The 23,349-nt window shown below is 73.3% G+C and carries 20 protein-coding genes; 6 read left to right on the top strand and 14 right to left on the bottom strand.

Annotation, left to right across the window (positions count from 1 at the left end; all coding sequences use genetic code 11):
* From ACFWTE_RS25320 to ACFWTE_RS25270, 11 genes are all read right to left on the bottom strand, one after another.
* The coding region (locus ACFWTE_RS25320) for a universal stress protein (RefSeq protein WP_378782395.1) at positions 1-1,143 on the bottom strand (1,143 nt) is incomplete at its 3' end.
* Positions 1,140-1,760, bottom strand: coding sequence for a potassium-transporting ATPase subunit KdpC (kdpC, locus tag ACFWTE_RS25315; protein WP_378782394.1), 621 nt, complete (start codon positions 1,758-1,760; stop codon positions 1,140-1,142). The genes kdpC and ACFWTE_RS25320, both read right to left, overlap by 4 nt.
* A 25-nt stretch (positions 1,761-1,785) precedes the next feature.
* Entirely contained in the window at positions 1,786-3,963 is a 2,178-nt protein-coding gene (kdpB, locus tag ACFWTE_RS25310; RefSeq protein WP_378782393.1) for a potassium-transporting ATPase subunit KdpB, read from the bottom strand.
* Positions 3,960-5,630 carry a potassium-transporting ATPase subunit KdpA gene (gene kdpA / locus ACFWTE_RS25305; RefSeq protein WP_378782392.1) on the bottom strand — a complete coding sequence of 557 codons (1,671 nt, stop codon included), beginning with the start codon at positions 5,628-5,630 and terminating at the stop codon, positions 3,960-3,962. Before kdpA ends, kdpB begins: the two co-directional genes overlap by 4 nt.
* Entirely contained in the window at positions 5,630-5,719 is a 90-nt protein-coding gene (gene kdpF / locus ACFWTE_RS25300) for a K(+)-transporting ATPase subunit F (RefSeq protein ID WP_378782391.1), read from the bottom strand. The genes kdpA and kdpF overlap by 1 nt, the downstream gene beginning before the upstream one ends.
* A gap of 329 nt (positions 5,720-6,048) precedes the next feature.
* Positions 6,049-7,614, bottom strand: a complete 1,566-nt coding sequence (locus ACFWTE_RS25295; protein WP_378782390.1) for an AbgT family transporter — start codon at positions 7,612-7,614, stop codon at positions 6,049-6,051.
* A 23-nt stretch (positions 7,615-7,637) separates the two neighbouring features.
* Positions 7,638-8,636 (bottom strand): alpha/beta hydrolase family esterase, encoded by a 999-nt coding sequence (locus tag ACFWTE_RS25290; protein WP_378782389.1) that lies wholly within the window; start codon positions 8,634-8,636, stop codon positions 7,638-7,640.
* 219 nt (positions 8,637-8,855) lie between these two features.
* Positions 8,856-9,638, bottom strand: coding sequence for a creatininase family protein (locus tag ACFWTE_RS25285; RefSeq protein ID WP_378782388.1), 783 nt, complete (start codon positions 9,636-9,638; stop codon positions 8,856-8,858).
* Positions 9,635-10,324 (bottom strand): FadR/GntR family transcriptional regulator, encoded by a 690-nt coding sequence (locus tag ACFWTE_RS25280; protein WP_378782387.1) that lies wholly within the window; start codon positions 10,322-10,324, stop codon positions 9,635-9,637. Before ACFWTE_RS25280 ends, ACFWTE_RS25285 begins: the two co-directional genes overlap by 4 nt.
* Positions 10,325-10,694: 370 nt before the next feature.
* On the bottom strand, positions 10,695-11,972 hold the full coding sequence (locus ACFWTE_RS25275; protein ID WP_378782386.1) for a GNAT family N-acetyltransferase: 1,278 nt from the start codon (positions 11,970-11,972) through the stop codon (positions 10,695-10,697).
* 35 nt (positions 11,973-12,007) lie between these two features.
* Positions 12,008-13,279, bottom strand: coding sequence for a GNAT family N-acetyltransferase (locus ACFWTE_RS25270; RefSeq protein WP_378782385.1), 1,272 nt, complete (start codon positions 13,277-13,279; stop codon positions 12,008-12,010).
* Between the two features lie 325 nt (positions 13,280-13,604).
* On the opposite strand from ACFWTE_RS25270, the gene ACFWTE_RS25265 reads away from it, so the two are divergent.
* A complete protein-coding gene (locus tag ACFWTE_RS25265) occupies positions 13,605-14,642 on the top strand; it encodes an N-acetylglucosamine kinase (protein ID WP_378782396.1) in 1,038 nt (345 codons plus the stop codon).
* A gap of 218 nt (positions 14,643-14,860) precedes the next feature.
* Positions 14,861-15,715, top strand: coding sequence for a siderophore-interacting protein (locus ACFWTE_RS25260; RefSeq protein ID WP_378782384.1), 855 nt, complete (start codon positions 14,861-14,863; stop codon positions 15,713-15,715).
* Between the two features lie 13 nt (positions 15,716-15,728).
* Here the strand turns inward: ACFWTE_RS25260 and ACFWTE_RS25255 are convergent, their stop codons facing one another.
* Both ACFWTE_RS25255 and ACFWTE_RS25250 read right to left on the bottom strand, forming a co-directional pair.
* Complete coding sequence (locus ACFWTE_RS25255) at positions 15,729-17,087, bottom strand: dihydrolipoyl dehydrogenase family protein (protein ID WP_378782383.1); 1,359 nt, start codon at positions 17,085-17,087, stop codon at positions 15,729-15,731.
* A 588-nt stretch (positions 17,088-17,675) separates the two neighbouring features.
* A complete protein-coding gene (locus ACFWTE_RS25250) occupies positions 17,676-17,876 on the bottom strand; it encodes a hypothetical protein (protein ID WP_378782382.1) in 201 nt (66 codons plus the stop codon).
* Between the two features lie 19 nt (positions 17,877-17,895).
* Between ACFWTE_RS25250 and ACFWTE_RS25245 the strand changes: the two genes are divergently transcribed.
* Complete coding sequence (locus tag ACFWTE_RS25245) at positions 17,896-19,536, top strand: hypothetical protein (protein WP_378782381.1); 1,641 nt, start codon at positions 17,896-17,898, stop codon at positions 19,534-19,536.
* 169 nt (positions 19,537-19,705) lie between these two features.
* Positions 19,706-20,338: a trimeric intracellular cation channel family protein gene (locus tag ACFWTE_RS25240; protein WP_378782380.1), complete on the top strand. Its 633-nt coding sequence runs from the start codon at positions 19,706-19,708 to the stop codon at positions 20,336-20,338.
* 70 nt (positions 20,339-20,408) lie between these two features.
* On the opposite strand, the gene ACFWTE_RS25235 is transcribed toward ACFWTE_RS25240, so the two are convergent.
* Positions 20,409-21,329, bottom strand: coding sequence for a LysR family transcriptional regulator (locus ACFWTE_RS25235; RefSeq protein ID WP_378782379.1), 921 nt, complete (start codon positions 21,327-21,329; stop codon positions 20,409-20,411).
* Between the two features lie 98 nt (positions 21,330-21,427).
* Here ACFWTE_RS25235 and ACFWTE_RS25230 point away from each other — a divergent pair, with 98 nt between their 5' ends.
* Both ACFWTE_RS25230 and ACFWTE_RS25225 read left to right on the top strand, forming a co-directional pair.
* Positions 21,428-22,357: a threonine/serine dehydratase gene (locus ACFWTE_RS25230; protein ID WP_378782378.1), complete on the top strand. Its 930-nt coding sequence runs from the start codon at positions 21,428-21,430 to the stop codon at positions 22,355-22,357.
* A gap of 171 nt (positions 22,358-22,528) precedes the next feature.
* Complete coding sequence (locus ACFWTE_RS25225) at positions 22,529-23,200, top strand: lysophospholipid acyltransferase family protein (protein ID WP_378782377.1); 672 nt, start codon at positions 22,529-22,531, stop codon at positions 23,198-23,200.
* Positions 23,201-23,349 lie beyond the last annotated feature (149 nt).

Below are 23,349 nucleotides of genomic sequence, written 5' to 3'. Positions count from 1 at the left end.
CCCCAGGGCGCGGCGCCCGGGCGTGAGAGCGCCGCCCGGGCGCGGCAGGGCGGACCCTCCCCCGGCCGCGGCGTGGTTGACGATGTGGACGTCGATGCCGCCGGACTCCCGGATGACGGTGGCGCCGATCCCCGGTCCGGTCAGGGCGGCGGCGAGGCGTCCGCGGCGGCTGATGCCGATGACCAGCTGGGTGGCGTTCACGGCGCGGGCGAACTCGACGAGCGTCTCGGGGATGCCGTCGCCGACCACCTGGTGGAAGGTACCGCCGAGCTTCTCGGCCAGGGAGCGCTGCGCGGCGAGCGCCTCGGGGCGGCCCTCGCGCAGCCCCTCCTGGCTGCTGACGTGCACGGCGAGGAGCTCGCCCCCGGAGGAGCGCGCGGCGATGCGCGCGCCCCTTCGGAGCAGGGTCTCCCCCTCGGGGCCGCCGGTCAGGGCGACCACGACGCGCTCGCGGGCCTCCCACGTGCTGTCGATGCGGTGCTCGGCCCGGTAGTCCTTCAGTGCGCTGTCCACCTCGTCGGCCAGCCACAGCAGGGCGAGTTCGCGCAGCGCGGTGAGGTTGCCCAGCCGGAAGTAGTTGGACAGTGCGGCGTCGATCCGCTCGGCCGGATAGACGTGTCCCGCCGCCAGGCGGTCCCGGAGGGCCTGCGGCGCCAGGTCGACCAGTTCGATCTGGTCGGCGGCGCGCAGCACCTTGTCGGGGACGGTCTCCCGCTGGGGGACACCGGTGATCTGCTGGACGACGTCGTTGAGGGACTCGATGTGCTGGATGTTGACGGTCGTGATGACGTCGATCCCGGCCGCGAGCAGCGCCGCCACGTCCTCCCAGCGCTTTTCGTGGCGGGAGCCGGGGGCGTTGGTGTGCGCGTACTCGTCGACCAGGGCTGTCCCCGGGCGGCGCGCCAGGACGGCGTCCAGGTCCATCTCCGTCAGTCCGACGCCCCGGTGGGACACGCTCGCGCGCGGCACCGCCTCGATGCCCTCGGCCATCGCGGCCGTGGCGCAGCGGCCGTGCGTCTCGACGACGGCCGCCACAACGTCCCCGCCCTCGTCGCGCAAGCGCCGGCCCTCCTCAAGCATGGTGTAGGTCTTGCCGACGCCCGGAGCGGCGCCGAGGAAGACCCTCAGCCGTCCCCTTCTCATGAGGTTCGCGTTCCCCATCCGTCGACAGCGAGGTTCAACTCCAGGACGTTGACCCTCTCCTCCCCCAGGAACCCCAGGTCCCGGCGCTCGATACTACGCCGGACCAGGTCCTGGGCCTCCACCTCCGACCTTCCCCTCGCCTCCGCGACCCTGGGCACCTGGAGCAGGGCGTACTCGGGGCTGATGTGCGGGTCCAGTCCCGAGCCCGACGCGGTGAGCGCGTCGGCCGGGACGTCGGCGGGGTCCACCCCCTCGAACTCCGCGACGGCCGCCCTGCGCTCCTCGACGGCGGCGACGAGGTCGGGGTTCTCCGGTCCGAGGTTCGTGCCTCCGGAGGCCCCCGCGTCGTGGCCGTCCCCGGCCGCGGACGGCCGGGGCTGGAACCACTCCCGGAGCGGTTCGCCGTTCGTGTCGGCGAACGGCTGCCCGATCAGGGACGAACCGATGACGGTCCCGTCCTCCGCCCTGAGGAGCGACCCGGCTGCGCGGTCCGGCATGAGCAGCTGTCCCATAGCGGTGACGGCCAGGGGGTAGGCCAGGCCGAGGACGAGGGTGAGGATCAGCAGCGCGCGGACGGCGACGCCGTACTGGCGCACGGTGGCTCGTGTGGAGCTCATGGTGGGTTGCCTCCTGCCGGTGCCGTCAGAAGCCCGGGAGGGCGCTGACGACGAGGTCGATGAGTGTGATGCCGAGGAAGGGGGCGAGTACTCCGCCGAGGCCGTAGACGAGCAGGTTGCGGCTGAGCAGCTGCGACGCGTTCAGGGGCCGGTAGCGGACGCCGCGCAGGGCGAGCGGGATGAGGACCACGATGACGATCGCGTTGAAGACGACCGCCGACATGATCGCCGACGCGGGCGAACCCAGCCCCATGACGTTCAGCGCCTCCAGGCCGGGGAAGGCCCCGGAGAACATCGCGGGGATGATCGCGAAGTACTTGGCGATGTCGTTGGCGACGGAGAACGTGGTCAGGGAGCCGCGGGTGATGAGCAGCTGCTTGCCGATCCGGACCACGTCGATGAGCTTGGTGGGGTCGGAGTCCAGGTCCACCATGTTCCCGGCCTCCTTGGCGGCCGAGGTGCCGGTGTTCATGGCCACGCCGACGTCGGCCTGGGCGAGGGCCGGGGCGTCGTTGGTGCCGTCGCCGGTCATCGCGACGAGGTTGCCGCCCTCCTGCTCCCTGCGGATGAGGGCGAGCTTGTCCTCGGGTGCGGCCTCGGCGAGGAAGTCGTCGACCCCTGCCTCGGCGGCGATCGCCTTGGCCGTGAGGGGGTTGTCCCCGGTGACCATGACGGTGCGGATGCCCATCGACCGGAGTTCGGCGAAGCGTTCGGCGATACCCTCCTTGACCACGTCCTTGAGGTGGACCACGCCCAGGACCGCGCCGGTGGCGCCCGGCGTCCGCACGGCGACGACCAGGGGGGTCCCCCCGCTCCGGGAGACGCGTTCGACCAGGGTGTCGAGTTCGGCGCGGACCGCCCCGTCGAGGGGGCCCTCCTCCTCGATCCACGCGATGACGGCGGACCCCGCCCCCTTGCGCACCCGGGTCCCGTCCGGCCGGTCGATGCCGCTCATCCGGGTCCGGGCGGTGAACGGGACGACCTCGCCCGGCTCCGTGGGCCCCACCCGCACGTGCTCGGCCGCGGCGAGCTCCACGATGGAAGCGCCTTCCGGGGTGGGGTCGGCCAGGGAGGACAGCGCGGCCTCGCGGACGAGTTCGTCCCCGGGCACGCCGGCGAGCGGCAGGAACTCGCTCGCCCGGCGGTTGCCGTGGGTGATGGTGCCGGTCTTGTCCAGCAGCAGGGTGGTCACGTCGCCCGCGGCCTCGACGGCGCGGCCCGACATGGCCAGCACGTTGTGCTGCACGAGCCGGTCCATGCCCGCGATGCCGATCGCGGACAGCAGCGCGCCGATGGTGGTGGGGACGAGGCAGACCAGGAGGGCGACCAGGACGGGGACGCTCACCGGCGCCCCGGCGTAGGAGGCGATCGGGCCGAGTGTGAGCACGACGACCACGAAGGCGACCGACAGGCTCGCCAGGAGGATGTCGAGCGCGATCTCGTTGGGGGTCTTCTGCCGCACGGCGCCCTCGACCAGGGCGATCATCCGGTCGACGAAGGTCTCGCCCGGCCTGGACGTGATCCGGACGACGATCCGGTCCGAGAGCACCCGCGTGCCCCCGGTCACGGCGCTGCGGTCCCCGCCGGACTCGCGCACCACGGGCGCCGACTCGCCGGTGATCGCCGACTCGTCCACCGAGGCGATGCCCCGGACGATGTCGCCGTCACCGGGGATGAGCTCGCCCGCCGAGACGGCCACGACGTCGCCGGGGCCGAGGTCGGCCGAGGAGACCGTCCGGACCTCGGTGTACTCGGCGGAGGGGTCGCCCGCGGGGTCGTAGCCGACCACCCGGTTCGCCGCGGTACTGGTCCGCGTCCGGCGCAGGCTGTCGGCCTGGGCCCTGCCCCTGCCCTCGGCGACGGACTCTGCGAGGTTGGCGAAGACGACGGTCAGCCACAGCCAGAGGGCGATCGCCCAGGTGAAGCCGGCGGGGATCGGCGAACCACCGGAGGGTTCGGGGCCGCCGAGGAACGGTTCGGCGACAGCCATGACCGTGGTGAGCGCGGCACCGGCCTCGACGACGAACATGACGGGGGTGTGCCGCATGGTCCGCGGGTCGAGCTTGCGCAGCGCCCCGGGGAGCGCGGCGACGACCTGGGCGGGGCCGAACGCACGGCGGCGCGGCGCGGGTCCGGGTTCGGGGGAGGCGTTCGGCGGTGCCCCGGTGGTGGGTGTACGGGATGTGGTGGACACGGTCGTCACAGTCCTTCCGCCAGGGGGCCCAGCGCGAGAACGGGAAAGTAGGTCAGGGCTGTCACCAGGACGGTGGTGCCGATGAGTAGGCCGACGAACTGCGGCCGGTGGGTGGGCAGGGTGCCTCCGGTGACGGGCACCCTCTCCTGGGACGCGAGGGAACCGGCCAGGGCGAGGACGAGGACGATCGGGACGAACCGCCCCAGCAGCATGGCCGTGCCCAGTGCGGTGTTGAACCAGGGCGTGTTCGCGTTCAGCCCGGCGAAGGCGGAGCCGTTGTTGTTGGACGCCGAGGTGAACGCGTACAGGACCTCGGACAGGCCGTGCAGTCCGGGGTTCCAGATCGACGTCGCCTCCACGTCGGCGCGGATGGCGGGAACGGCGAAGCTGAGCGCCGTGCCCGCGAGCACCAGGGTCGGAGCGACGAGGATGTAGAGGCCGGCGAGCTTGATCTCTCGCGGCCCGAGCCTCTTGCCGAGGTACTCGGGGGTGCGGCCGACCAGCAGGCCGCCGACGAACACCGCCAGGACGGCCAGGACGAGCATGCCGTAGAGGCCCGAGCCGACACCGCCGGGCGCGACCTCGCCGAGCATCATGTTGATCATCGGCATCATTCCGCCGAGGGCGGTGTAGGAGTCGAACATCGAGTTCACCGCACCGGTCGAGGTCAGGGTGCTCGACGATCCGAACAGCGTGGAGGCCAGGACTCCGAACCTCTGCTCCTTGCCCTCCATGGCCGCTCCGGCGGCCTCGGGGGCCGTTCCGGCGCCGTTCAGCTCCAGAACGGTCATGGCGGTGAGGGAGACCGCGAAGACCGCCGCCATCGCGGCGAGGACCGCGTAGCCCTGCCGGTGGTCGCCGACCATCCGCCCGAAGGTGCGGGGAAGGGCGAACGGGATCATCAGCATGAGCACGATCTCGAACAGGTTGGTCCAGGGCGCGGGGTTCTCGAACGGGTGCGCGGAGTTGGCGTTGTAGTAGCCGCCGCCGTTCGTGCCCAGGAGCTTGACGGCCTCCTGGGAGGCGACCGTGCCGCCGGGGATCGTCTGCGTCCCCCCGGCGAGGGTGTCAACCTGTGTGAAGCCGCCGAGGTTCTGGACGACTCCGCCCGCGATCAGGACCAGGGCGGCGAGCAGCGAGATCGGCAGCAGGATCCGCAGGGTCGCGCGGGTGAGGTCGACCCAGAAGTTGCCGATGGTGCCCGACCGGCGGCGGGCGATCCCCCGGACCAGGGCCACGGCGACGGAGATCCCCACCGCGGCGGAGACGAAGTTCTGCACGGCCAGGCCGGAGAACTGCACGAGGTGGCCCATCGTGAGCTCGGGCGAGTACGACTGCCAGTTCGTGTTCGTCACGAACGACGCCGCGGTGCTGAACGCGAGGCCCTCGGGGACGGGCGGCAGGCCGAGGGAGGACGGCAGGAGGGCCTGGAGCCGTTGGAGCAGGTACAGGAACAGCACGCCGACCGCGGAGAAGGCGAGTACACCGCGCAGGTACGCCTGCCACGACTGCTCGGAGGCGGGGTCCACGCCGATCAGCCTGTAGAGGCCGCGTTCGGCCGCGAGGTCCCCGGGGGAGGTGAAGACCCGCGCCATGTACTCGCCGAGGGGGCGATACAGCAGGGCGAGGATCAGGGCGGTGGTGGCGGCGGGCAGGACCGCCAGGAGTGCGGCCATCAGAACCGCTCCGGACGTACGAGGGCGTACACGAGGTAGACGATCGCGGCCACCGCCAGTGCGGCGGCGGGGAGGTCGAGGGCGGTCACAGCTTGCCGACCCCCCAGCCGACCACGCCGACCAGCGCGAACGCGGCGAGCACGCTGAGCACGTAGACAACATCGAGCACGGGACGACTCCCTGGGGTGAAGGGTGGTGCCCCCGGCCGGGGGCGCGGGCCTCAATGACCCGAAACCCATTCAAATCCCCTGGAACTGCGCTGATGTGCGTCCTAACGGCTTCCATGCGGAACCGGCGGCGAACCCTAACGGCATCCATGCGGCCCGGTGGCGCGGAGCTTCGCCGGGGCTCCGGTGGCCCCACGGGCGGGGACGGGCCCCTGCACGGGTACCGTCCCCGCCCCGGGGGCCGCGCGGTCTCAGCGGACGGGCGCTCCGGGCCCGAGCGGGATGCCCAGGGCCCACCAGGCGAGGAAGAGCAGGGTCCACACGGCCGTCATCCCCACCGCGAGCGGCAGCGTGTAGGAGGCCAGGGTGCCGATCCCCGCGTCCTTGCGGTAGCGCTGGAGGAAGCCGAGCGCCATCACGAAGTACGGGCTCATCGGCGTGATCGCCGTCGATCCGGAGTCGGCGATGCGGAACAGCGCCTGTGTGGTCTCGGCCGGAACCTCGACCAGCATGAGCATCGGTACGAGCACGGGCGCGCAGATCGCCCACATGGCCGAACCGCTGGTGACGATGATGTTGATGAGGGTGAGGAGCACGAGGATGAACAGGAAGAGGACCACGATCGGGATCCCGCTCGTCTCCAGTGCCTCGGCGGCACGCACCGCGATCACGTCGCCGATGCGGGTCCAGCCGAAGTAGGCGAGGAACTGGGCGATCGCGAAGAACAGCACCAGGACCGGGGCCATCTGCCTGACCCCCTGGACCATCAGTGCGGGCACGTCACCCGGCCTCTCGATGGTGCCCACACGGTGGCCGTAGACGATACCGACGAGGCCGAACAGGAGCGCGACCACCGCGCCGATCCCGGAGAGCAGCGGGGACTCGGCGAGCCCGCCGTCCGCACCGCGCAGGGGCGACCCCTCCGGGGCCACGACGAGGATCAGCGCGACCAGTGCCGCCCCCAGGGCGAGGAGCGCCCGGCGCAGGCCGGACCGCTCGTCCCCGCTCAGGCGCAGGGCGCCCAGGTCCTCCAGGTCGGCGTCCGGGTCGGGGTCCAGGTCCGGCCGCTTCTCCAGGACGAACTTGGTGATCACCGTGATCACGGCGGCCAGGACCAGGGAGGAGGCGATGTTGAAGAACCAGTTGCTCAGCGGGGAGACGTACGCGTCCGGGTCGATGATCTGGGCGGCGGCGGTGGTGATGCCCGCGAAGATCGCGTCGTTGGGGGTCGGCACGGGGCTCGCGTCGTACCCCGAGGCGATGGCGGTGTAGGCGACGACCACGCCCAGGATCGGCGAGCGGCCGACCGCGCGGAACGCCAGCCCTCCGAGGGGGACCAGGATGACGTAGGCCGCGGCCGAGGCCACGTGCGAGACCGTTCCGGCGAACGCCACCGCGAAGACCACCCAGCCGGTGGAGACCCGCGAGACGCTGACCCGCATGAGGGCGGCGAGGAAGCCGCTGCGCTCGGCGACCGCCACCCCCATGATGACCGCGACGATGGTGGCCATCGGCGGGAACGAGGCGAAGTTGTCGATCATGGTGGAGACGGCCATCGCAAGGCCCTCACCGCTGAGGAGGCTGCGCACCTCCACCGTCACGCCCTCACCCGGTGAGACGACGCTGACGCCCAGCGCGGCCATCACCGCGCTGGAGACGGCGAGGACGGCGGCGAGGATCCAGAAGAGCCAGAAGGGGTGGGGCAGGGCGTTGCCGACCCGCTCGATGACGGCCATGGCGCGGATGATGCGCGGCAGCGGCGGCTGCTCCGGGGGCGTCGTACCGCTCTGCTTGCCCGGGGGTGTACGTCGGGACATCGGGAACTCCTTGGTCGGAGGGGTCAGCGGTGGAGGGGCAGCCGGTGGCCGCTCAGGAAGCGCCAGAGTTCCTCGTGGGCCTCGATGGTCTGGGTGGTCCGTCCGCCTCCGCTGTAGGAGTCGGCGCCGGGCCAGGTGTGTCCGCCCCCCTCGACCGCCACGTGGCGCACCTGCGCTCCGCCGTCGCATCCGAGCCACCGGTGGACGGTGATATCGGGCTCGGTCCGGCTGGTCCGTTCGGCGGGACGGCAGCCGTTGCGCCGCGCCCGTTCGGCGCTCCAGTCCTCCAGGGCGGGCAGACCCCGGTCCGCGTCGCCCGTGTAGGGGATGGTCGCGTCGGCGGTGCCGTGGAACTCGATGACCGGTACCGGGCGCGTGGCCTCGCAATCCGGGCCGTGGGGGTACAGGGCCGCGGCGACGGGGGCGATGGCGGTGATCCGCTCCGAGGCGGCGCAGGCCAGGACCGCTGTGAAGCCTCCGCCGTTGGACTTGCCGGTGGCGTAGACCCTGCGGCGGTCGACGCACAGTCCGGACTCGACCTCGTCGAGCAGGTCGTGGGTGAAGGCCACGTCGTCCACACCGGGCGCCGAGTAGGGGGCGCCCTGCCAGGCCTGCCGGTCCCCCTCTCCTGTGCCGACGACGCCTTCCGGGTAGACGACGACGGCGGGGAGTTCGGACAGCTTGGAGAACTCCTCGGTCCCTGCACCGGTGTTGCCGCGGCCGTGGAAGGCCAGCACGACCGGCCAGGCGTGGCGGGCGGTGTATCCGTCGGGCAGGTGGAGGCGGTAGGAGCGTTCCAGGCCCCCGCTGGTGAGGGCGTGCTGGGCGCTCTCCCCCGGTTCCTGGGGCGGGGCGGTACCGCATCCCTGCGACCATGGGGCGCCGGAGGGGCCGGCGGGGGGCACCGCCGACGGGGCGGAGGCGGCCTGTGCCGTGGCGGGCAGGAACAGGGCGGCCGCGGTGGCGGCCGCCGCGATCCGGATGAGGCGCCCGAGGCGGGTGCGGCCGGTGCGGATGGTCATGGACGTCGTCCTTCCGTCGGTGTCCAGGGGGTGGCGCGCGCCGTCGGGCGGGCACCGGGCATGACCGAGGGGCCCTCGGCACGTGTTGGGAGGGCTGGGCGGTGGTCGTCGGGTTCGGCCGGGCCCGCGCGAGGCGGACCCGGTGCGGGCGGTGGTGGGGAGCGGGGCGGCGGGGGCGGTCGCCCGGGGTACCGGACGGCCGGGGTGCGGCCGGGCCGGTCAGTCCTTCAGCCACTCCTGGACGTAGTCGGTGACGCGCCCGACGATCGCCTCGACGATGTCGGCCCCGTCGGCGGCGCCGGCCCTGCGCGGGTCACCGAGGACACCGCTGGGGCTCAGACGGTCGTAGCGGACCTGTGTCACGGGGTGGCCGGGGCGCCGGGCCAGGCGTGCGAGCCCGTCGAGTTCCGACAGGGCGGTGGTGCCGGGTGCCAGACGGTCCGTGTGGACCAGCCCGGGTGCCAGGTGCAGCATCTGGGCGGTCTCCGCCTCGCCGCTGTGGCCGTGGACCTCGCCCGTGGGCATTCGGGCCACCACGTCGGCCGCGAGCGAGGTCAGCGGGGTCCAGGCGAACTCCAGGTCGGGCAGTTCGGCCAGCAGGTCCTGGGCCACGGTGGTGAGCGCCGCGTTGTTGCCGCCGTGGCCGGTGATGACGAGGACCCGGCGCCACCCGTGGCGGTGGAGGCCGTCCAGGTACTCGCGCACCAGCGCGCGGAAGGTGCCCGTGGAGAGGCTGAGCGTGCCGGCGAAGGCCAGGTGGTGCGGGGAGACCCCGACCGGGATCGACGGCCCGATGACCGCCCGTCCGCCGAGGCGTCCGGCCACGCGTTCGGCGACGGCCTCGGCCCGGATCAGGTCGGTCGCCAGGGGAAGGCCGGGGCCGTGCTGCTCGAAGGCGCCGGCCGGGAGGATCACGACCGGGCTGGCGGCCACGGCGTGCCGGGCCTCGACGGTGGTCATCTCGGAGAGTCGGTGCGGGGTCTCCCGGGGCGGCGGGGTCACCGCCCCTCCCCCGTCGGGGAGGCCGCCGCCACGGCGTCGCGGATCGAGGTGAGGTGCTCCCTGGTCAGGCGTTCTGCCGCGGCGGGGTCGCCGTCCCGCACGGCGGTGAGGATGTCCATGTGCTCGGCGTGGTCGCGTTCGCGGTCGTCGTAGCGGTGCCGGATCTCGACCTGTTCGCGCGAGCGGACGTGGAGCAGGGCCTCGACCGCCTCGCGCAGGAGACCGTTCCCGGTGGCGGCGGCCAGGGCGACGTGGAAGTGTACGGCCTCCCCCGCGTCGAACCTGGGCGGGTGGAGGGCGTTCTGCGCGGAGCGTTCGAGCTGCGCGAGCTGGGCCGCGTCGCGGGTGCGCGCGGCCGTGGCGGCGATGGCGGGTTCGATGACCAGCCTGGCCTCCGCGAGTTCGAGGACGGAGTCCCCGGCACCCCGGGGCAGGTGCGGGTTGACCATGAGGGTGCGGGCGAAGCCGGGCCCGACGTAGGTGCCCGAGCCGTGCCGGAACTCCACGACCCCGGTGGCCTCCAGGCGGCGCAGCGCCTCCCTGACGGTCGGTGTGGTGACCTCGAAGCGCTGGGCGAGTTCCCGCGAGGAGGCCATGAGGTCCCCGGGTCCCAGGTGATCCCTGCGGATGATCTCGACGATGTCGTCGGCGAGGCGCTCTGACAACGACGGCGCGGTGCGATTCATATACTGACTAAATCAGTAGATCAGTATGTGCGTCAAGACACATCCGTGTTCCGCGCGTACGGAAACCGCACGTGGGGGCCGCGCGATCCGGCGGGGCCGAGACAGCGGGGCCGCTCCCCCGCCGGAGAAAGCGGCCCTCCGCGGAACACGAGGGTCAGAAGACGACCCCGCCCAGCGGCGCACGGGGGACGCTCAGCGCCGCGGTCCGCCTCGATCCGCCACCGACCCGCGTTCCACGGCGCGCAAGAGCCTCATCCACGACCCTGATGACCTGCGGGCACTCTGCACGGTCGATACCGCGCCCCGTCCACTCCGAGTCAGGGCCGGGGCCCGATGCAGTGTTCGTCGTCATGGCCCGGGGCGCACCCTTCTAGAAGATACGGCCGCAGAACGGGGCGTCCGCCCGGTGCAGGGCGGCGTCCAGCCCGGCCACCGTGCCCGGAACGTGCTCGGTGAGCAGCCCCGCGCGCAGGTACCCGGTCAGGGAGGTCTGCCCCAGGTAGGCGGCGCCCAGGTGGGACACGTCCAGGGACACGTCGGGGGCCTGCGCCGTGGGCTCCACACGGGCACCGCCGCGGTCCGCCTCGATCCGCCACCGACCCGCGTTCCACGGCGCGTGGCGGTCGGCCACCTCCACCACCGCCTCCACCGGAGCCGCGTACGAACGCTCCGCCAGGGCCCCCGCCACATCCACCAACCGCACCCACAGGGACGTGAAGAGCGTGGGAGTGGCGCGGTCGCGGTCGACGAGCAGGTGGTGCAGCGGGTTGTCCCCGGCCAGGAAGGCGAAGGTGATCCTGCTGGTCAGGTCGCGGTTGAACAGGTGCTCGTACAGGGCCGTCCAGGCGGCGGGGGCGGTCGCGACGATCTCCTCGACGTGTACCTCGCCCCGGGCCCCGTCGTCCCCCCTCTTGTTCAGGGTGCGGTAGAGGGCGTATCCGAGGGGGCCGTCCGGACCGCTCACGAGGGCGGCCCGTCGCGGGCTCCTGCCGCCCCGGGCGTCGGAGTCGTCGCGCAGGACCTTGTCCCACCAGTGCACGTCGCGCTGGAACTGGCCCACCTGGACCGCTGCCACCTCGCGGTGCACGCGCGCCAGGTCGTCGCGGACCCTGCCCGGATCGCTGAGCCGGACGACCAGGGCGGGGTCGCGGGGCGCGTCCGGGCGCAGCTCGCCGTACTGGCGCTGGACGGCCGTCTCCACCTCGGTCACGGCGGGGCCGTAGCCGAACCGGCCGTAGATGGCGCCCTCCGAGGCCCACAGGGCCGCGTATTTGCCGCCGGAGGCGTGGATGTCGGCGAGCTGGCGGCGCATCAGGGCGCTGAGCACACCCCGGCGTCGATGCGTGGGCCACACGCCCACACCCGTGACCCCCGCGACCGCACGAGGCCCTCCCGGGAGCGCCATCTCGAAGGAGAAGTAGTTGGTGGAGCCCACGACCTCCTCCGCGTCCCCCTTCCCGTCCACGGCGACGAGGACGCGTTCGTACCCCGCGGCGTCGAACAGGGGGCGCATGCGCTCGGCGATCGCGTCCAGGTCCTCGCCGATGAGGAGGGCCTCGGCGACGACCCTGAGCGCCTCAGGGAATTCGTCACGGTCGGTGCCGCGCACGGTCCACGCGGGTCTGGTGGCGTCGGGGTTCTCTGTCATGCTGGTGGGCCTGTTCCTCGTGTCGTGGTGATCGGTCAAAAACTTGTGCCGCACAGGGGCGCGCGGGGCACATGCATCGCGGTGTCCAGGCGGGCTGCCGCTCCCGGTGTGTGCTCGGTGGCCAGCCCCGCGTCCACGAGACCGGTCAGCGAACCGCGCCCCAGGTGGGCGGCCCCCAGGTGGGACACGTCGAGTGCCAGGTCGGGAGCCTCGTCGGTCGCCTCGGCGCGGGCGCCCTCGCCGTCCGCCCTGAGCCTCCAGCGGCCGGCGTTCCACGGGGCGTACCGGTCGGTGACCTCCAGCACGGTGTCCAGGGGCGTGGCGTAGGAGCGTTCGGCCAGGGCGCCGGGAAGGTCCACCAGGCGCACCCACAGGGAGTCGAAGCCCGTGCGGACCAGGTGGCGGGGGTTGGCCAGCAGCACGGTGAGGGGGTCGTCCTCGGCCAGGTGCTCCAGGGACGCCTCGGTGGCCAGGTCGCGGGAGAACACGTGCTCGTACAGGGCCACCCGGGCTGCGGGTGTGGCCGAGACGACCTCCACGGCCCGGACCTCCCCCTCGGGAAGGCCGTTCTCCCACTTGTGCAGGACGCGGTAGAGGGCGTAGCCCTCCGCCCGGTCGGGGCCGCGCACGAGGGCGGCGCGCAGCGGTCCGGCTCCGCGGCGGTCCCGTTCCGCGTCGTGGAGCAGCCGCCCCCACCAACCGGGCTTCCTGAGGATCTGGCCGTTGCGCAGGGGTGCCGTCCTCCGGTGCAGTTCCTCGATCTCCTCGCGGACGGCACCGGGGTCGGTGAGCTCCACGGTGAGGGCCGGGTCGCGGGGGGCGTCGGGCCTCAGCACCGCGTGGGCCCGCGGGACGGTCGCGTGAAACTGCCGGATGGCCGGGCCGTACCCGAAACGGCCGTAGATGCCGCCCTCCGAGGACCAGAGGACCGCGAGTTTCTCGCCCCGGGCCCGGAGGTCGGCGAGCTGGCGGCGCATCAGCGCGCTGAGCACACCGCGACGGCGATGCGTGGGCCACACGCCCACATCGGTGATCCCCGCCGCCCGGCGGGGGCCGCCCGGCACGGTGAGGGTCAGCGAGTACGCCGTGGTGGTGCCGACGATCCGCTCGCCGTCCAGTGCGACCAGGGAGCGGTCGTACTCCGCGCTGGGGAAGTCCCGCTCCCCGTCGAGGAGCAGCTCGACGGGCATGCCGATGGCCTCCGCGAAGACCGCCGCGAACGCGGGGTACTCCTTCCGCGTACTGTCCCGGACGGTCCACGCCGGGTCGTCTCCGTCGGGGGAACCGTGGTGGTGCGCGCTTGCCATGAGCCGACCCTCTCAGCAGCCCCTGGCGCGACGCCACTGGTTTTCGCGCGTGTCGGTCGCGGCGATTCGGCGGGCACCGAACCCGCCCCCGGCCTTTCCGCTCCCGGCCGCCCGGGGCCGCTGCTCGGCGGCGGGCCCCCGGGTGGGGCGGCCGCGTGCGGGCCGTCGGCACCGCACCGCCCGCGCACGGTGTCCACAGGCCCGGAACCGAGGAGTAACGCGCCGCTCCGAGGGGCAGTTCTATCGTGTGAAACGTACGACCTCTCCCCTCACGACCCCATCCGACCAGCCGGCCCACGACGACCGGCGCAGACTCGTGGTGGGGGTGGACGCGGGCGGCACGAGCACCCGTGCGCTGGTCGCCACGCTGTCCGGTGAGCGGTTGGGCCAGGCCCGGTCCGACGGGGCCAATCCCAATGCGCACGGCGTGGACAGGGCCGCGGACCGGCTCGCCGAGGCGGTCGCCGCCGCCCTGGACCGGGCCGGTCCGGGTGCGCGCGACGCGGTGGCGGCCGGGGTGGTCGGCCTCGCCGGCGTCTCCGCGCTCCGCGACGCGTCCGTGCGCGCGCGGATGGACCGCGCCCTGTCCGAGGCCGGGCTGGCCGCAGGGAGAGGGTTCTTCACCGGGGACGACGAGGTGGCCTTCGCCTCGGGGACCCCGTCCTCGCACGGTACGGTGCTGATCGCCGGGACCGGGGCCATCGCCGCCAGGATCGACGACCGCAAGCGGACACGGTCGGCGGACGGCATGGGGTGGCTGCTCGGCGACGAGGGCTCGGCGTTCTGGATGGGGCACCAGGCGGCCAAGGAGACGGCACGGCAGCTGGCCCGGGGCGGGGAGCTCGGTCCGCTGGCCCGGGCGGTGGCCGAGCGGGTCGCCCCCGGTCTGCGCCCGGTGGACGGGGAGGACCCCCTGCTGCCCCAGGAGCACGCCAGGGGTTTCGCCCGGACCCTGTCGGCCGCGCCTCCGATCATGCTCGCGGCGCTCGCACCTCTGGTCAGCGAGGCGCACGTGCTGGGCGACCCGGCGGCCGAGGTGATCGTGGACGCCGCCGCCGGACACCTCGCGCACTCGGTGCACCAGGTACGCAACCCGGGTGAGCGGCTGCCCGTGGTGCTGGCGGGCGGTGTGCTCTCGCATTCGGAACCGGTGTGCTCGGCGCTCACCCGCAAGCTGACGCTGGGCACCGCCGGGTCGGAGATCGTCCCGGCCGGGTGCACGGTGGGTGGGGCGGCCTGGTTGGCGGCCCTGCGCGCGGGTGTCACGGACGGGGACCACGCCCTGCACGGGGCGTTCACCCGGGTCGGCGTGGACAGAACCAGGGGCGCGGACCGCGGCCGGGACCGCACCGACGCGGCGTAGGGGGCGTGGCCCGGCCCCGGCCCCCGGGCGCCGGGCACACCGGCCCGCACACGCGGCCGGGCCCCGCCCCTCGTCCTCCTGTGCGCCACAGCCGGCCGTCTCGTGTCACGGAGCTGCGCACGTCGGCATTTCGGGGCGGTTTGCCCTGGTAACGGAGGGTGCCCTACCGTGTGATGCGGTGAGGCTTGCCTAACCTACGACGCGAGAACGGGGACGCCATGGCAGAGCGGCAGGAACGGCCGAAGAGAACCGTGCACACGGGGCGGGTGGAGGCTGTCGAGCAGCTCACGCCGCACATGGTCCGGGTCGTGTTCGGAGGTGAGGGGCTTGCCGCGTTCGAGACCGACGGCCACACCGACAGCTACGTCAAGCTCCTGTTCCCGCCGCCCGCCCCGGGCGACCCGGAGCCCCTGGACGTGGACCGGATCCGCGCCGAGCGCCCCCGTGAGGAGTGGCCGGTCACCCGCACCTACACCGTGCGGGCCTGGGACCCCGCCTCCCGCCGCATGACCATCGACTTCGTCCACCACGGCGGTACCGGTCTGGCGGGTGTCTGGGCGGCGGGCGCCAGGCCCGGCGACCGGTTGTGCCTCCTCGGGCCGGGCGGCGGCTACTCCCCCGCGCCCGACGCCGACTGGCACCTGCTGGCCGGGGACGAGAGCGCGCTGCCCGCCATCGCCGCCGCCGTGGAGCAGCTTCCGCCGGGCCGCGCCGCCCACGTGTTCGTCGAGGTCCCGGGAGCCGAGGAGGAGCAGAGGCTCGACGCCCACGGCGACGTCAGCGTGCACTGGCTGCACCGCGGCGACAGGCCCGTCGGCTCCCTTCTGGTCCCCGCCGTGCGCGCCCTCGGCCTCCCCGGCGGCACCGGGCACGCGTTCGTGCACGGCGAGGCCGGGTTCGTCCGCGACCTGCGCCGCCTCCTGCGCGTGGAGTACGGACTGCCCAAGGAACAGCTGTCCGTCTCCGGCTACTGGCGCCTGGGGCGCGACGAGGACGGCTGGCAGGCCTCCAAGGCCGAGTGGAACCGCACCGTGGAGGCCGAGGAGGAGGCCACCCTGGCCTCCTCCGGCTGAGGCCCCGGTCCCGCTACATGTCCAACTTCTCCAGGGCGATCAGGTAGGCCTCGTTGAAGGTCGGGAACTGCGGGATCGAGTCGAGCAGGGTCGCCACCGGCAGTTCCGCGCGGATCGCCAGCGCGGCGGTGTGGATCCACTCCGAGGCCAGCGGCCCGAACGCCCACGCCCCCACCAGGACCCCGCGGCCCCGGTCGGCGACCAGCCCCAGCGTGCCCCGCGGGTCGGTCGCGTAGGTCCAGGGCCGTGCCAGGGACGCGGGCAGGTCGGTCTCGGATGTGGCCGTGTCGATCCCCTGCTCCTCGGCCTGCTTCGCGGTCAGCCCCACACCGGCGATCTCGGGCTGGGAGAAGATCACGCGCGGAACCGCCGTGTAGTCGGCGGTGCGCTCGGTGCCCAGGATGTTGTCGGCGACGACGCGTCCCTGGTACTTGGCCACGTGGGTGAACAGCGACACGCCGGTCACGTCGCCGATGGCCCACAGGCCCGGTTCCACCCGGCAGTGCCCGTCCACCGGCAGGCCGGTGCGCTCCGTCTCCACGCCGAGCTCCTCCAACCCGAGGGCGTCGGTCCGGGGGCGGCGCCCGGTGGCGAGCACCACCACGTCGGCGCGCACGCGGCCGCCGTCGTCCAGGGTGGCGATCACGCCGTCGCCGTCCCCGGTCACCGAGGCGACCTGCGTGCCCAGGCGCACGGAGACGCCCTCGCGGGCGAACTGGTCGCTGATCAGATCGCACAGCCGCGGTTCCTCGCGGTCCACGAGCCGGGGTCCGCGCTGGACGATCGTCACGGCGGCGCCCATCCGCGACAGGAACTGCCCCAGTTCGACACCCACGGCGCTGCCGCCGACCACGAGGGCGCTGCGGGGGATGTCGGTGAGTGTGGTGGCCTCCCGGTTGGTCCACACCCTGGAGGCGTCCAGGGAGTCGAGTCCGTCGATGGGCGGACGCACCGGCGCCGAGCCGGTGGCGACGACCACGTGGTCGGCTGTGAGCTCGGTGTCGCCCACCGCCACCCTCCACGGGTCGCGGCCGATGACGCGCGCCTCCCCCTTGAACACCGACGCGCCCTGGTCCTGGTACCCCTGGACCTGCTTGGAGTCGTCCAGGTGACGGATCATCTGGTCGCGGTAGTCGCGCAGGCGGGGCCAGTCCAGGTCGGGCCGGGAGAGGCCCGCCGCGCCGGCGGCCTCCTCGCGCGCCTCCGGGGGCCGCAACAGCACCTTGGTGGGGACGCAGGCGTAGTAGGCGCACTCGCCCCCGACGAGTTCGCGCTCGATGACGGCGACCCGCCTGCCCGCGTCGAGCAGACGGCTCGTGACGGTCTCGCCGCCCGGTCCCATACCGATGATGATCGCGTCCAGGTGTTCCATGTGCCTCTTTCCGCCCGCAGCCCGGTGGGTCAACCACGATGGTGTCCCCTGGCCGGGGTCCGGGGGAAGGGCCGACACGCGGCTGATCCCCGGGTTCGCGCCGCCAGATCCGCGCCGGGACCCCGGACACCAGGTCCTGGCCGCGCAGGACCTGGACCCGCCACGGTTCGATCCGCAGCGTCTGGAACCGGGGGTCGTCGGGCCCCTTCCAGAAGCCCGCGGGGTCGTAGCCGGCGCCGGGCGGGCTGCCGTACCGGTACAGGTCCCACACGTGTTTCCGCTTCCCGGGGTCGTCGGTCCACGCGGCCGTCGCGTCCACCGACACGGTGTTCTGCGCGGGGCTCCAGTAGGAGAAGGTCACGTGGGGGTTGCCCGCGATGTGCGCGTCCTTGACCGGTGTCCTGTGGGTGCCGGGCCAACCGGTCGGGTTCTCCCCGTCGGTCTCCCAGACGGGGATGAGGACGCGGGAGCGCGGACGGCCCCGGCCGTCGACGGTGACCATGGTGGCGTAGTTGACGGACCCGACGATGGCGTCGAAGTCCTCGCGGATGTCGGCGAGGGTGTGGACCCTGCCGCGCTGCCGGACACTCATGACCGCTCCTCGGTCCTCTCCAGGACCATGCTCGGAGGGGGGAGGTGGATGGTCCGCCCGTAGTGGTGGTGGACGGGCACCTGGCCGGTCGTCCTCCGCCACTGCCGCCGGTACCCCTCGCCGTCGGTGGCCGGGTGTCTGCGGACGTGCTCGGTCACCGAGGTGTCCGGGCTGTCCGTCACGGTGTCGTCGTTCATGGGGACACCGTGCACGAGCGTGCTTCGGACGGACTCAGGATCGACTCAGGACGGCGTCCCGGCCCCCGGCGGAGCGTGCCCGACCCGGTGGCCCTGTGATTCAGACGCGGGACACGAACTCGGTGACCAGCGCGTCGGGTTCGGTGCCGCCCCCGCGGAGAAGGCGGGCGCGGCGTCGGCGGTCAACAGCACCGCCAGCGATCTGGGCGTGGCGCTGCTGGGCAGTGTGGGCACGGCCTTCTACCGAGCCGGGATGGCGGGCGCGGTTCCCTCCGAGGCGACCGGCGAGCAGGCGGCGGAGGCCGCCGCCACGCTTCCGGGGGCGGTGGAGGCGGCCGACGCCCTGTCGTCCGACGCCGGCGGCTCGCTGGTGGCCGCCGCCCAGGCCGCGTTCACCGACGGTCTGAAGGCGGCGGCGTGGGGGGCGGCGGCCCTGTCACTGACGTCCGCGGTACTGGCGGCGGTGGTGCTGCGCGGACGACGTGGTGCGGGCACCACCCCGCAGGGGATGTTGTCTCCCAAAAACAGGGGAGTCGGCACCGGACAGGACACCTGCACGCACGATTCTCCGCCCGGCCGGGGGTCTGAAGACTTGTCCTGGCACCCGACCCCACACGGAAAGCGCCCCATGACCACCGTCGTTCCCCTTCCCTCTCCGTCCGACCCCCCGAAGTCTCCGTCCGACCCCCCGAAGGAGCGCTCCCCCGCGCAGCCGCTCCGCCGGTGGCACCGTCCGCTCGTGTACTTCGCCGCCCTGAGCGGTCTGCTCGCCGTCGCGACGTGCGTCGGCATGGTCGTCGACGACCGCACCCTCCTCGGAGAGCCCCTCTGGCTCAAACCGTTCAAGTTCGCCGTCTCGTTCGGCCTGTACTGCCTCACCCTGGCCTGGATGTTCAGCCTGTTTCCGCGCTGGCGCCGCACCCTCTGGGTCCTGGGCACCGCCGTCGCCGCCGCCTGCCTGGCCGAGATGGCCGTGTTCCTTCTCCAGGCCTGGCGCGGAACGCGCAGCCACTTCAACGTCGCGACCGAGTTCGACGCCCAACTCCAGCAGGTCATGGGCAACGGCTCGATCGTGCTGCTCCTCGGAACCCTCGCCATCGGCATCCTGCTCGTGGTTCAGAAGCGGGTCGACCGGCCCCTGTCGTGGGCCATCCGCCTGGGCGTCCTGCTGTGCGTCGCGGGGATGGCGGTCGGACCGCTCATGACCCGGCCCACACCCGACCAGGTCCGCGCCGAGGAGGCCGGCGTCGAGCTGGAGACGGTGGGCGCGCACAGTGTCGGAGCGCCGGACGGCGGTGAGGCCATCCCGGTGACCTCCTGGAACGCGAAGAGCGGTGACCTGCGCGTCCCGCACTTCGTCGGACTGCACGGGATGCAGGCCGTGCCGCTGCTGGCACTCGGTCTGGCAGCGGCCTCCCGGCGGGTACCGGCGCTGCGGCAGGAGGGCCTCCGCACGGCGCTGGTGGTCGTGGCCGCGGCGGGCTACGCCGGCCTGGTCGCACTGCTCATGCACCAGGCGCTACGCGGCCAGCCGCTGCTGCGGCCCGACGCCCTGACGCTGGCGGAGGCGGGAGGCCTGGCCGCCGCCGTCGCCCTGGCTGGAGCTGCCGTGTACGCGGTTGCCCTGCGGCGCGCGCGGACGGACCGGCCCCCGGCCTGACCGCACGGGGCGGGCGGCTTCGGGCTCCCCGGGGCGGGCGGCCCGGTGGGCCGCCCGCCCCGTGCGGCGAGTCACTCCCCGAACGTGCGGTGCCAGCGCCCGGGCATGATGGAATGGCGGGTCGGCACCCGGTCCGACCCGGAAGGAACCGCCGCCCCGGCGCACACGCATGTCCACGCAGAACCTGCTCCTCGTCCTCGACCTCGTCGGCATCCTGGCGTTCGCCATCGACGGGGCGCTGACAGCCATCCGCACCGCACGGGTCGACATCGTCGGCGTCCTGTCCCTGGGCCTGGTGACGGCCATCGGCGGCGGCATCATCCGCGACGTGCTGCTCGGGGTGACCCCGGCGACCTTCCAGGACTGGCGCTACATCACGACCGCCCTGGTCGGCGGCACCGCGGCCTTCTTCCTCAGCCGGCAGTTGACGCACCTGTCCAAACCGATCCTGCTGTTCGACGCGGCCGGGCTGAGCCTGTTCGCGGTGATCGGCGCGACCAAGGCGCAGGAGCTGGGGTTCGGCCCCCTCCAGGCGGTCCTGCTGGGCGCGATCACCGGTGTCGGCGGCGGGACCGTCCGCGACGTGCTGCTCAACCGCGTGCCGACCGTACTCAGCGCCAACTCCCACCTGTACGCCATCCCGGCGATGCTCGGTGCCGCGTTCGTGGTGGTCGCGAACGTGCTCGGGTTCGGTACGGGCTGGGTGGCGATCGTCGGCGCCCTGGTGTGCTTCACCGTGCGGCTCCTCGCACTGCGGTACCGGTGGAACGCCCCGCTGCCGCCCGGGGCCCCTCCGCTGTGACTTCGTCGCGTCCGGCGCCGGGCTCCGACCGGCCCGCGGCGCGCCTGCCCGGCACACGGACCGGACCGTCTCAGCGAGGGTCCGGGGCAGCCCCAGGGGCGGTGGCCGCGACCTCCCGCAGGATCTGGACCATGGCGTGGACGGGGTCGGCCGGCCGGCGCCTGTGCACGGCGTAGATCTCCCTGGCCAGGCGCGCGTCGCGCAGCGGGCGGCTCACCCGGTGACCCGGCCCGGCCGCGCCGAGGATGCTGCTCGGGACGAGCGCCACACCGACCCCGGCCTCGATGAGCGCCAGGGCGACCTCGTAGTCGCGGGTCTCGTAGGCCACGGTCAGCCGGACCCCCGCCGCCGCGGCGGCGGTGTCCAGGCTGACCCGGTTGTGGATGCCCGGCGCCCCGCAGATCCACTCCTCGTCGGCCAGGTCCGCCAGCCCGAGGTCCCGGTCGCCGAGGGGGTGCCCGGTGGGCGCGACCACCAGCAGCGGGTCCACGAGGACGCGTTCGCGGTGCAGCCCGCCGGCCCTGGGCAGGGGCACGCCCGGGTAGCGGTGCGTGACGAGCAGGTCCAGCTCACCCGAGGTGACCAGGCCGTACCCGCCGGGCGGCTCGATATCGGACAGGGACAGCCGCACGTGCGGGTGCTCGTGACCGAACGCGGCGAGGGTGGCGGGCAGCAGGACCTTGCCCGCGCTGGCGAAGGCCCCCAGGGACAGGCGGTCGGGGGCCACGCCCGCGAACGCGCGGACGGCGGTCTCGGCGTCGCGCAGCTCGCCCAGGACGCGTTCGCCGTGCGCGAGCAGCACCAGCCCCGCCTCGGTGAGGGTGGCCCCCGTGCGTCCGCGCTCGACCAGGGCGCAGCCGACCTCGCGTTCGAGCTTGGTGAGCTGCTGGGACAGGGCGGGCGGGGTGAACGACAGGCGTTCGGCCGCGGCGGCGATGGATCCCGCGTGCGCGATCTCCACGAGCACGCGCAACCGGTTGGCGTCCAGCACGATGCCCCCTTTCAAACAGAAAGTGACACAAAGTTCTGCTTACTGATCTTTAGCAGGCCCAACTTTAAGTTAATCGTGAGTAGCGGCAGAGTGGGACCATGAGCCCCACGACCGCGCAAGCAGCGCTCACTCCCACGGCCACCGACGTCCGTGCGGCAGCCGAACGCATCGCGCCCTACGCCAGACGCACCCCGGTGATGCACACCGAGGTGGACGGTCGGCCGCTGACCCTGAAGCTGGAGCACCTCCAGCGCACGGGGGCGTTCAAGCTGCGCGGGGCCCTCAACGCCCTCCTCGGCGGCGAGCCGACCGAGCGGGTCATCACCGCCTCGGGGGGCAACCACGGGCTCGGCGTGGCCACCGCCGCCCGTCTGCTGGGCCTGCACGCCACGGTGTACGTCCCCGAGACGATCCCCGAGGCCAAGGCGGCGCCGCTGGCCGCCACCGGTGCCGAGATCATCCGGTTCGGAGACCACTACGCCGAGGCCGCGGAGGCCGCCAGGGCCCGCGCGGAGGCGGAGGACGTGCGCTACCTCCACGCCTTCGACGACGCCCTGGTCGTCGCCGGCCAGGGCACGATCGGGCTGGAGATCGCCACCGACGCCCCCGAGTGCGACACGATCGCGGTCGCGGTCGGCGGCGGCGGTCTGGCCGCCGGGGTCCGCCTGGGCGCGGGCGGGCGCGAGGTCGTGGGCGTGGAGCCCGAGGGCTGCCGGAGCCTGCACGCGGCTCTGGCCGCGGGCCACCCCGTGGAGACCCCCGTGGACTCCGTGGCGTCCTCCGCCCTGGGGGCCTCCACCCTGGGCCGGGTGCCGTTCGAGGTGCTGCGCGCCAACCCGGTGACCCCCGCCCTGGTCGACGACGCCGAGATCGTCGAGGCGCAGGACCGCTTGTGGCAGGAGTTCCGGATCGCCACCGAACCGGCGGCGGCGGTGCCCTTCGCCGCCTGGCTCGCCGGGCGGGTTCCCGGAGAGCGCCCCTGCCTCGTCGTGTGCGGTGCCAACGCCGAGTGGCGGCGCGTCGGCTGACCCCGTTCCTCCGCCGGGGCCCGCAGGACAGGCGGCCCGTGCTCACGGGCAGGGCGGGCGCCGCCCCCCAGAACGGTGACCTGAAGCACTCCCATAACCCGGTGCGGTTGTTACCGACCGGTCGCCCTTACATTGGATGCGGCATCCGACCAATTTCGTGAGGGAGACCACGTGCTCTACGGTGCGTTGCGGCAGACGGCATCGGGACTTGCCCGTACCCTGTGCCGCCCGACCATCGAGGGTCGTGAGAACGTCCCCGACACCGGTGCGGTCCTGCTCGCCAGCAACCACCTGTCGTTCGTGGACAGCATCATCATCCCGCTGTCGGTGACCCAGCGCCCGGTGCGTTTCCTGGCCAAGTCCTCCTACTTCGAGGGCACCGGCGTCAAGGGGCGTTTCACCAGGACCGTGTTCACCTCGCTGGGTGCGGTGCCGGTGGAGCGCTCCGACGCGCGCGGCGCCATGATGTCCCTGGAACTGATGCTGGACCGGCTGCGCAGGGGCGAGGCGTGCGTGGTCTACCCCGAGGGCACCCGTTCCCGCGACGGACGCCTGTACCGGGGGCGGACCGGCGTGGCGCACCTGGCGATGGAGTCCAAGGCGCCGATCGTCCCGGTGGCGCTGTCGGGCACTCAGGACGTACAGCCGATCGGGACGTCCATGCCGCGCCCGCGCCCCTTCACCGTCCGCTTCGGCGAACCCCTGGACTTCTCCACCGGCTACGACCACCTCGCGCCGGGCAAGGCCCGCCGGGTGATCGCCGACCAGGTCATGGACGCCATCCACGCGATGTCGGGCCAGGAACGCGCCAACGAGTACAACACCTACGGCGGCGACGAGTAGCACCGCACGGCACCCTCCCCGTGTGCGCCACGGATCCGTCCCCCGACGGCGGCTCCCACGGGGTGGAACCCCTCATGTGCTGACCAGAAACGTTTCCGGTGTGAAGTGAGGGCCTCTGACCCGGATGGTCGTGTACACGAAGGGGGGTG

This window comes from Nocardiopsis sp. NPDC058631, assembly GCF_042716955.1.
Classification (GTDB): domain Bacteria; phylum Actinomycetota; class Actinomycetes; order Streptosporangiales; family Streptosporangiaceae; genus Nocardiopsis.
This window is presented reverse-complemented; position numbering and strand designations above follow the sequence as displayed.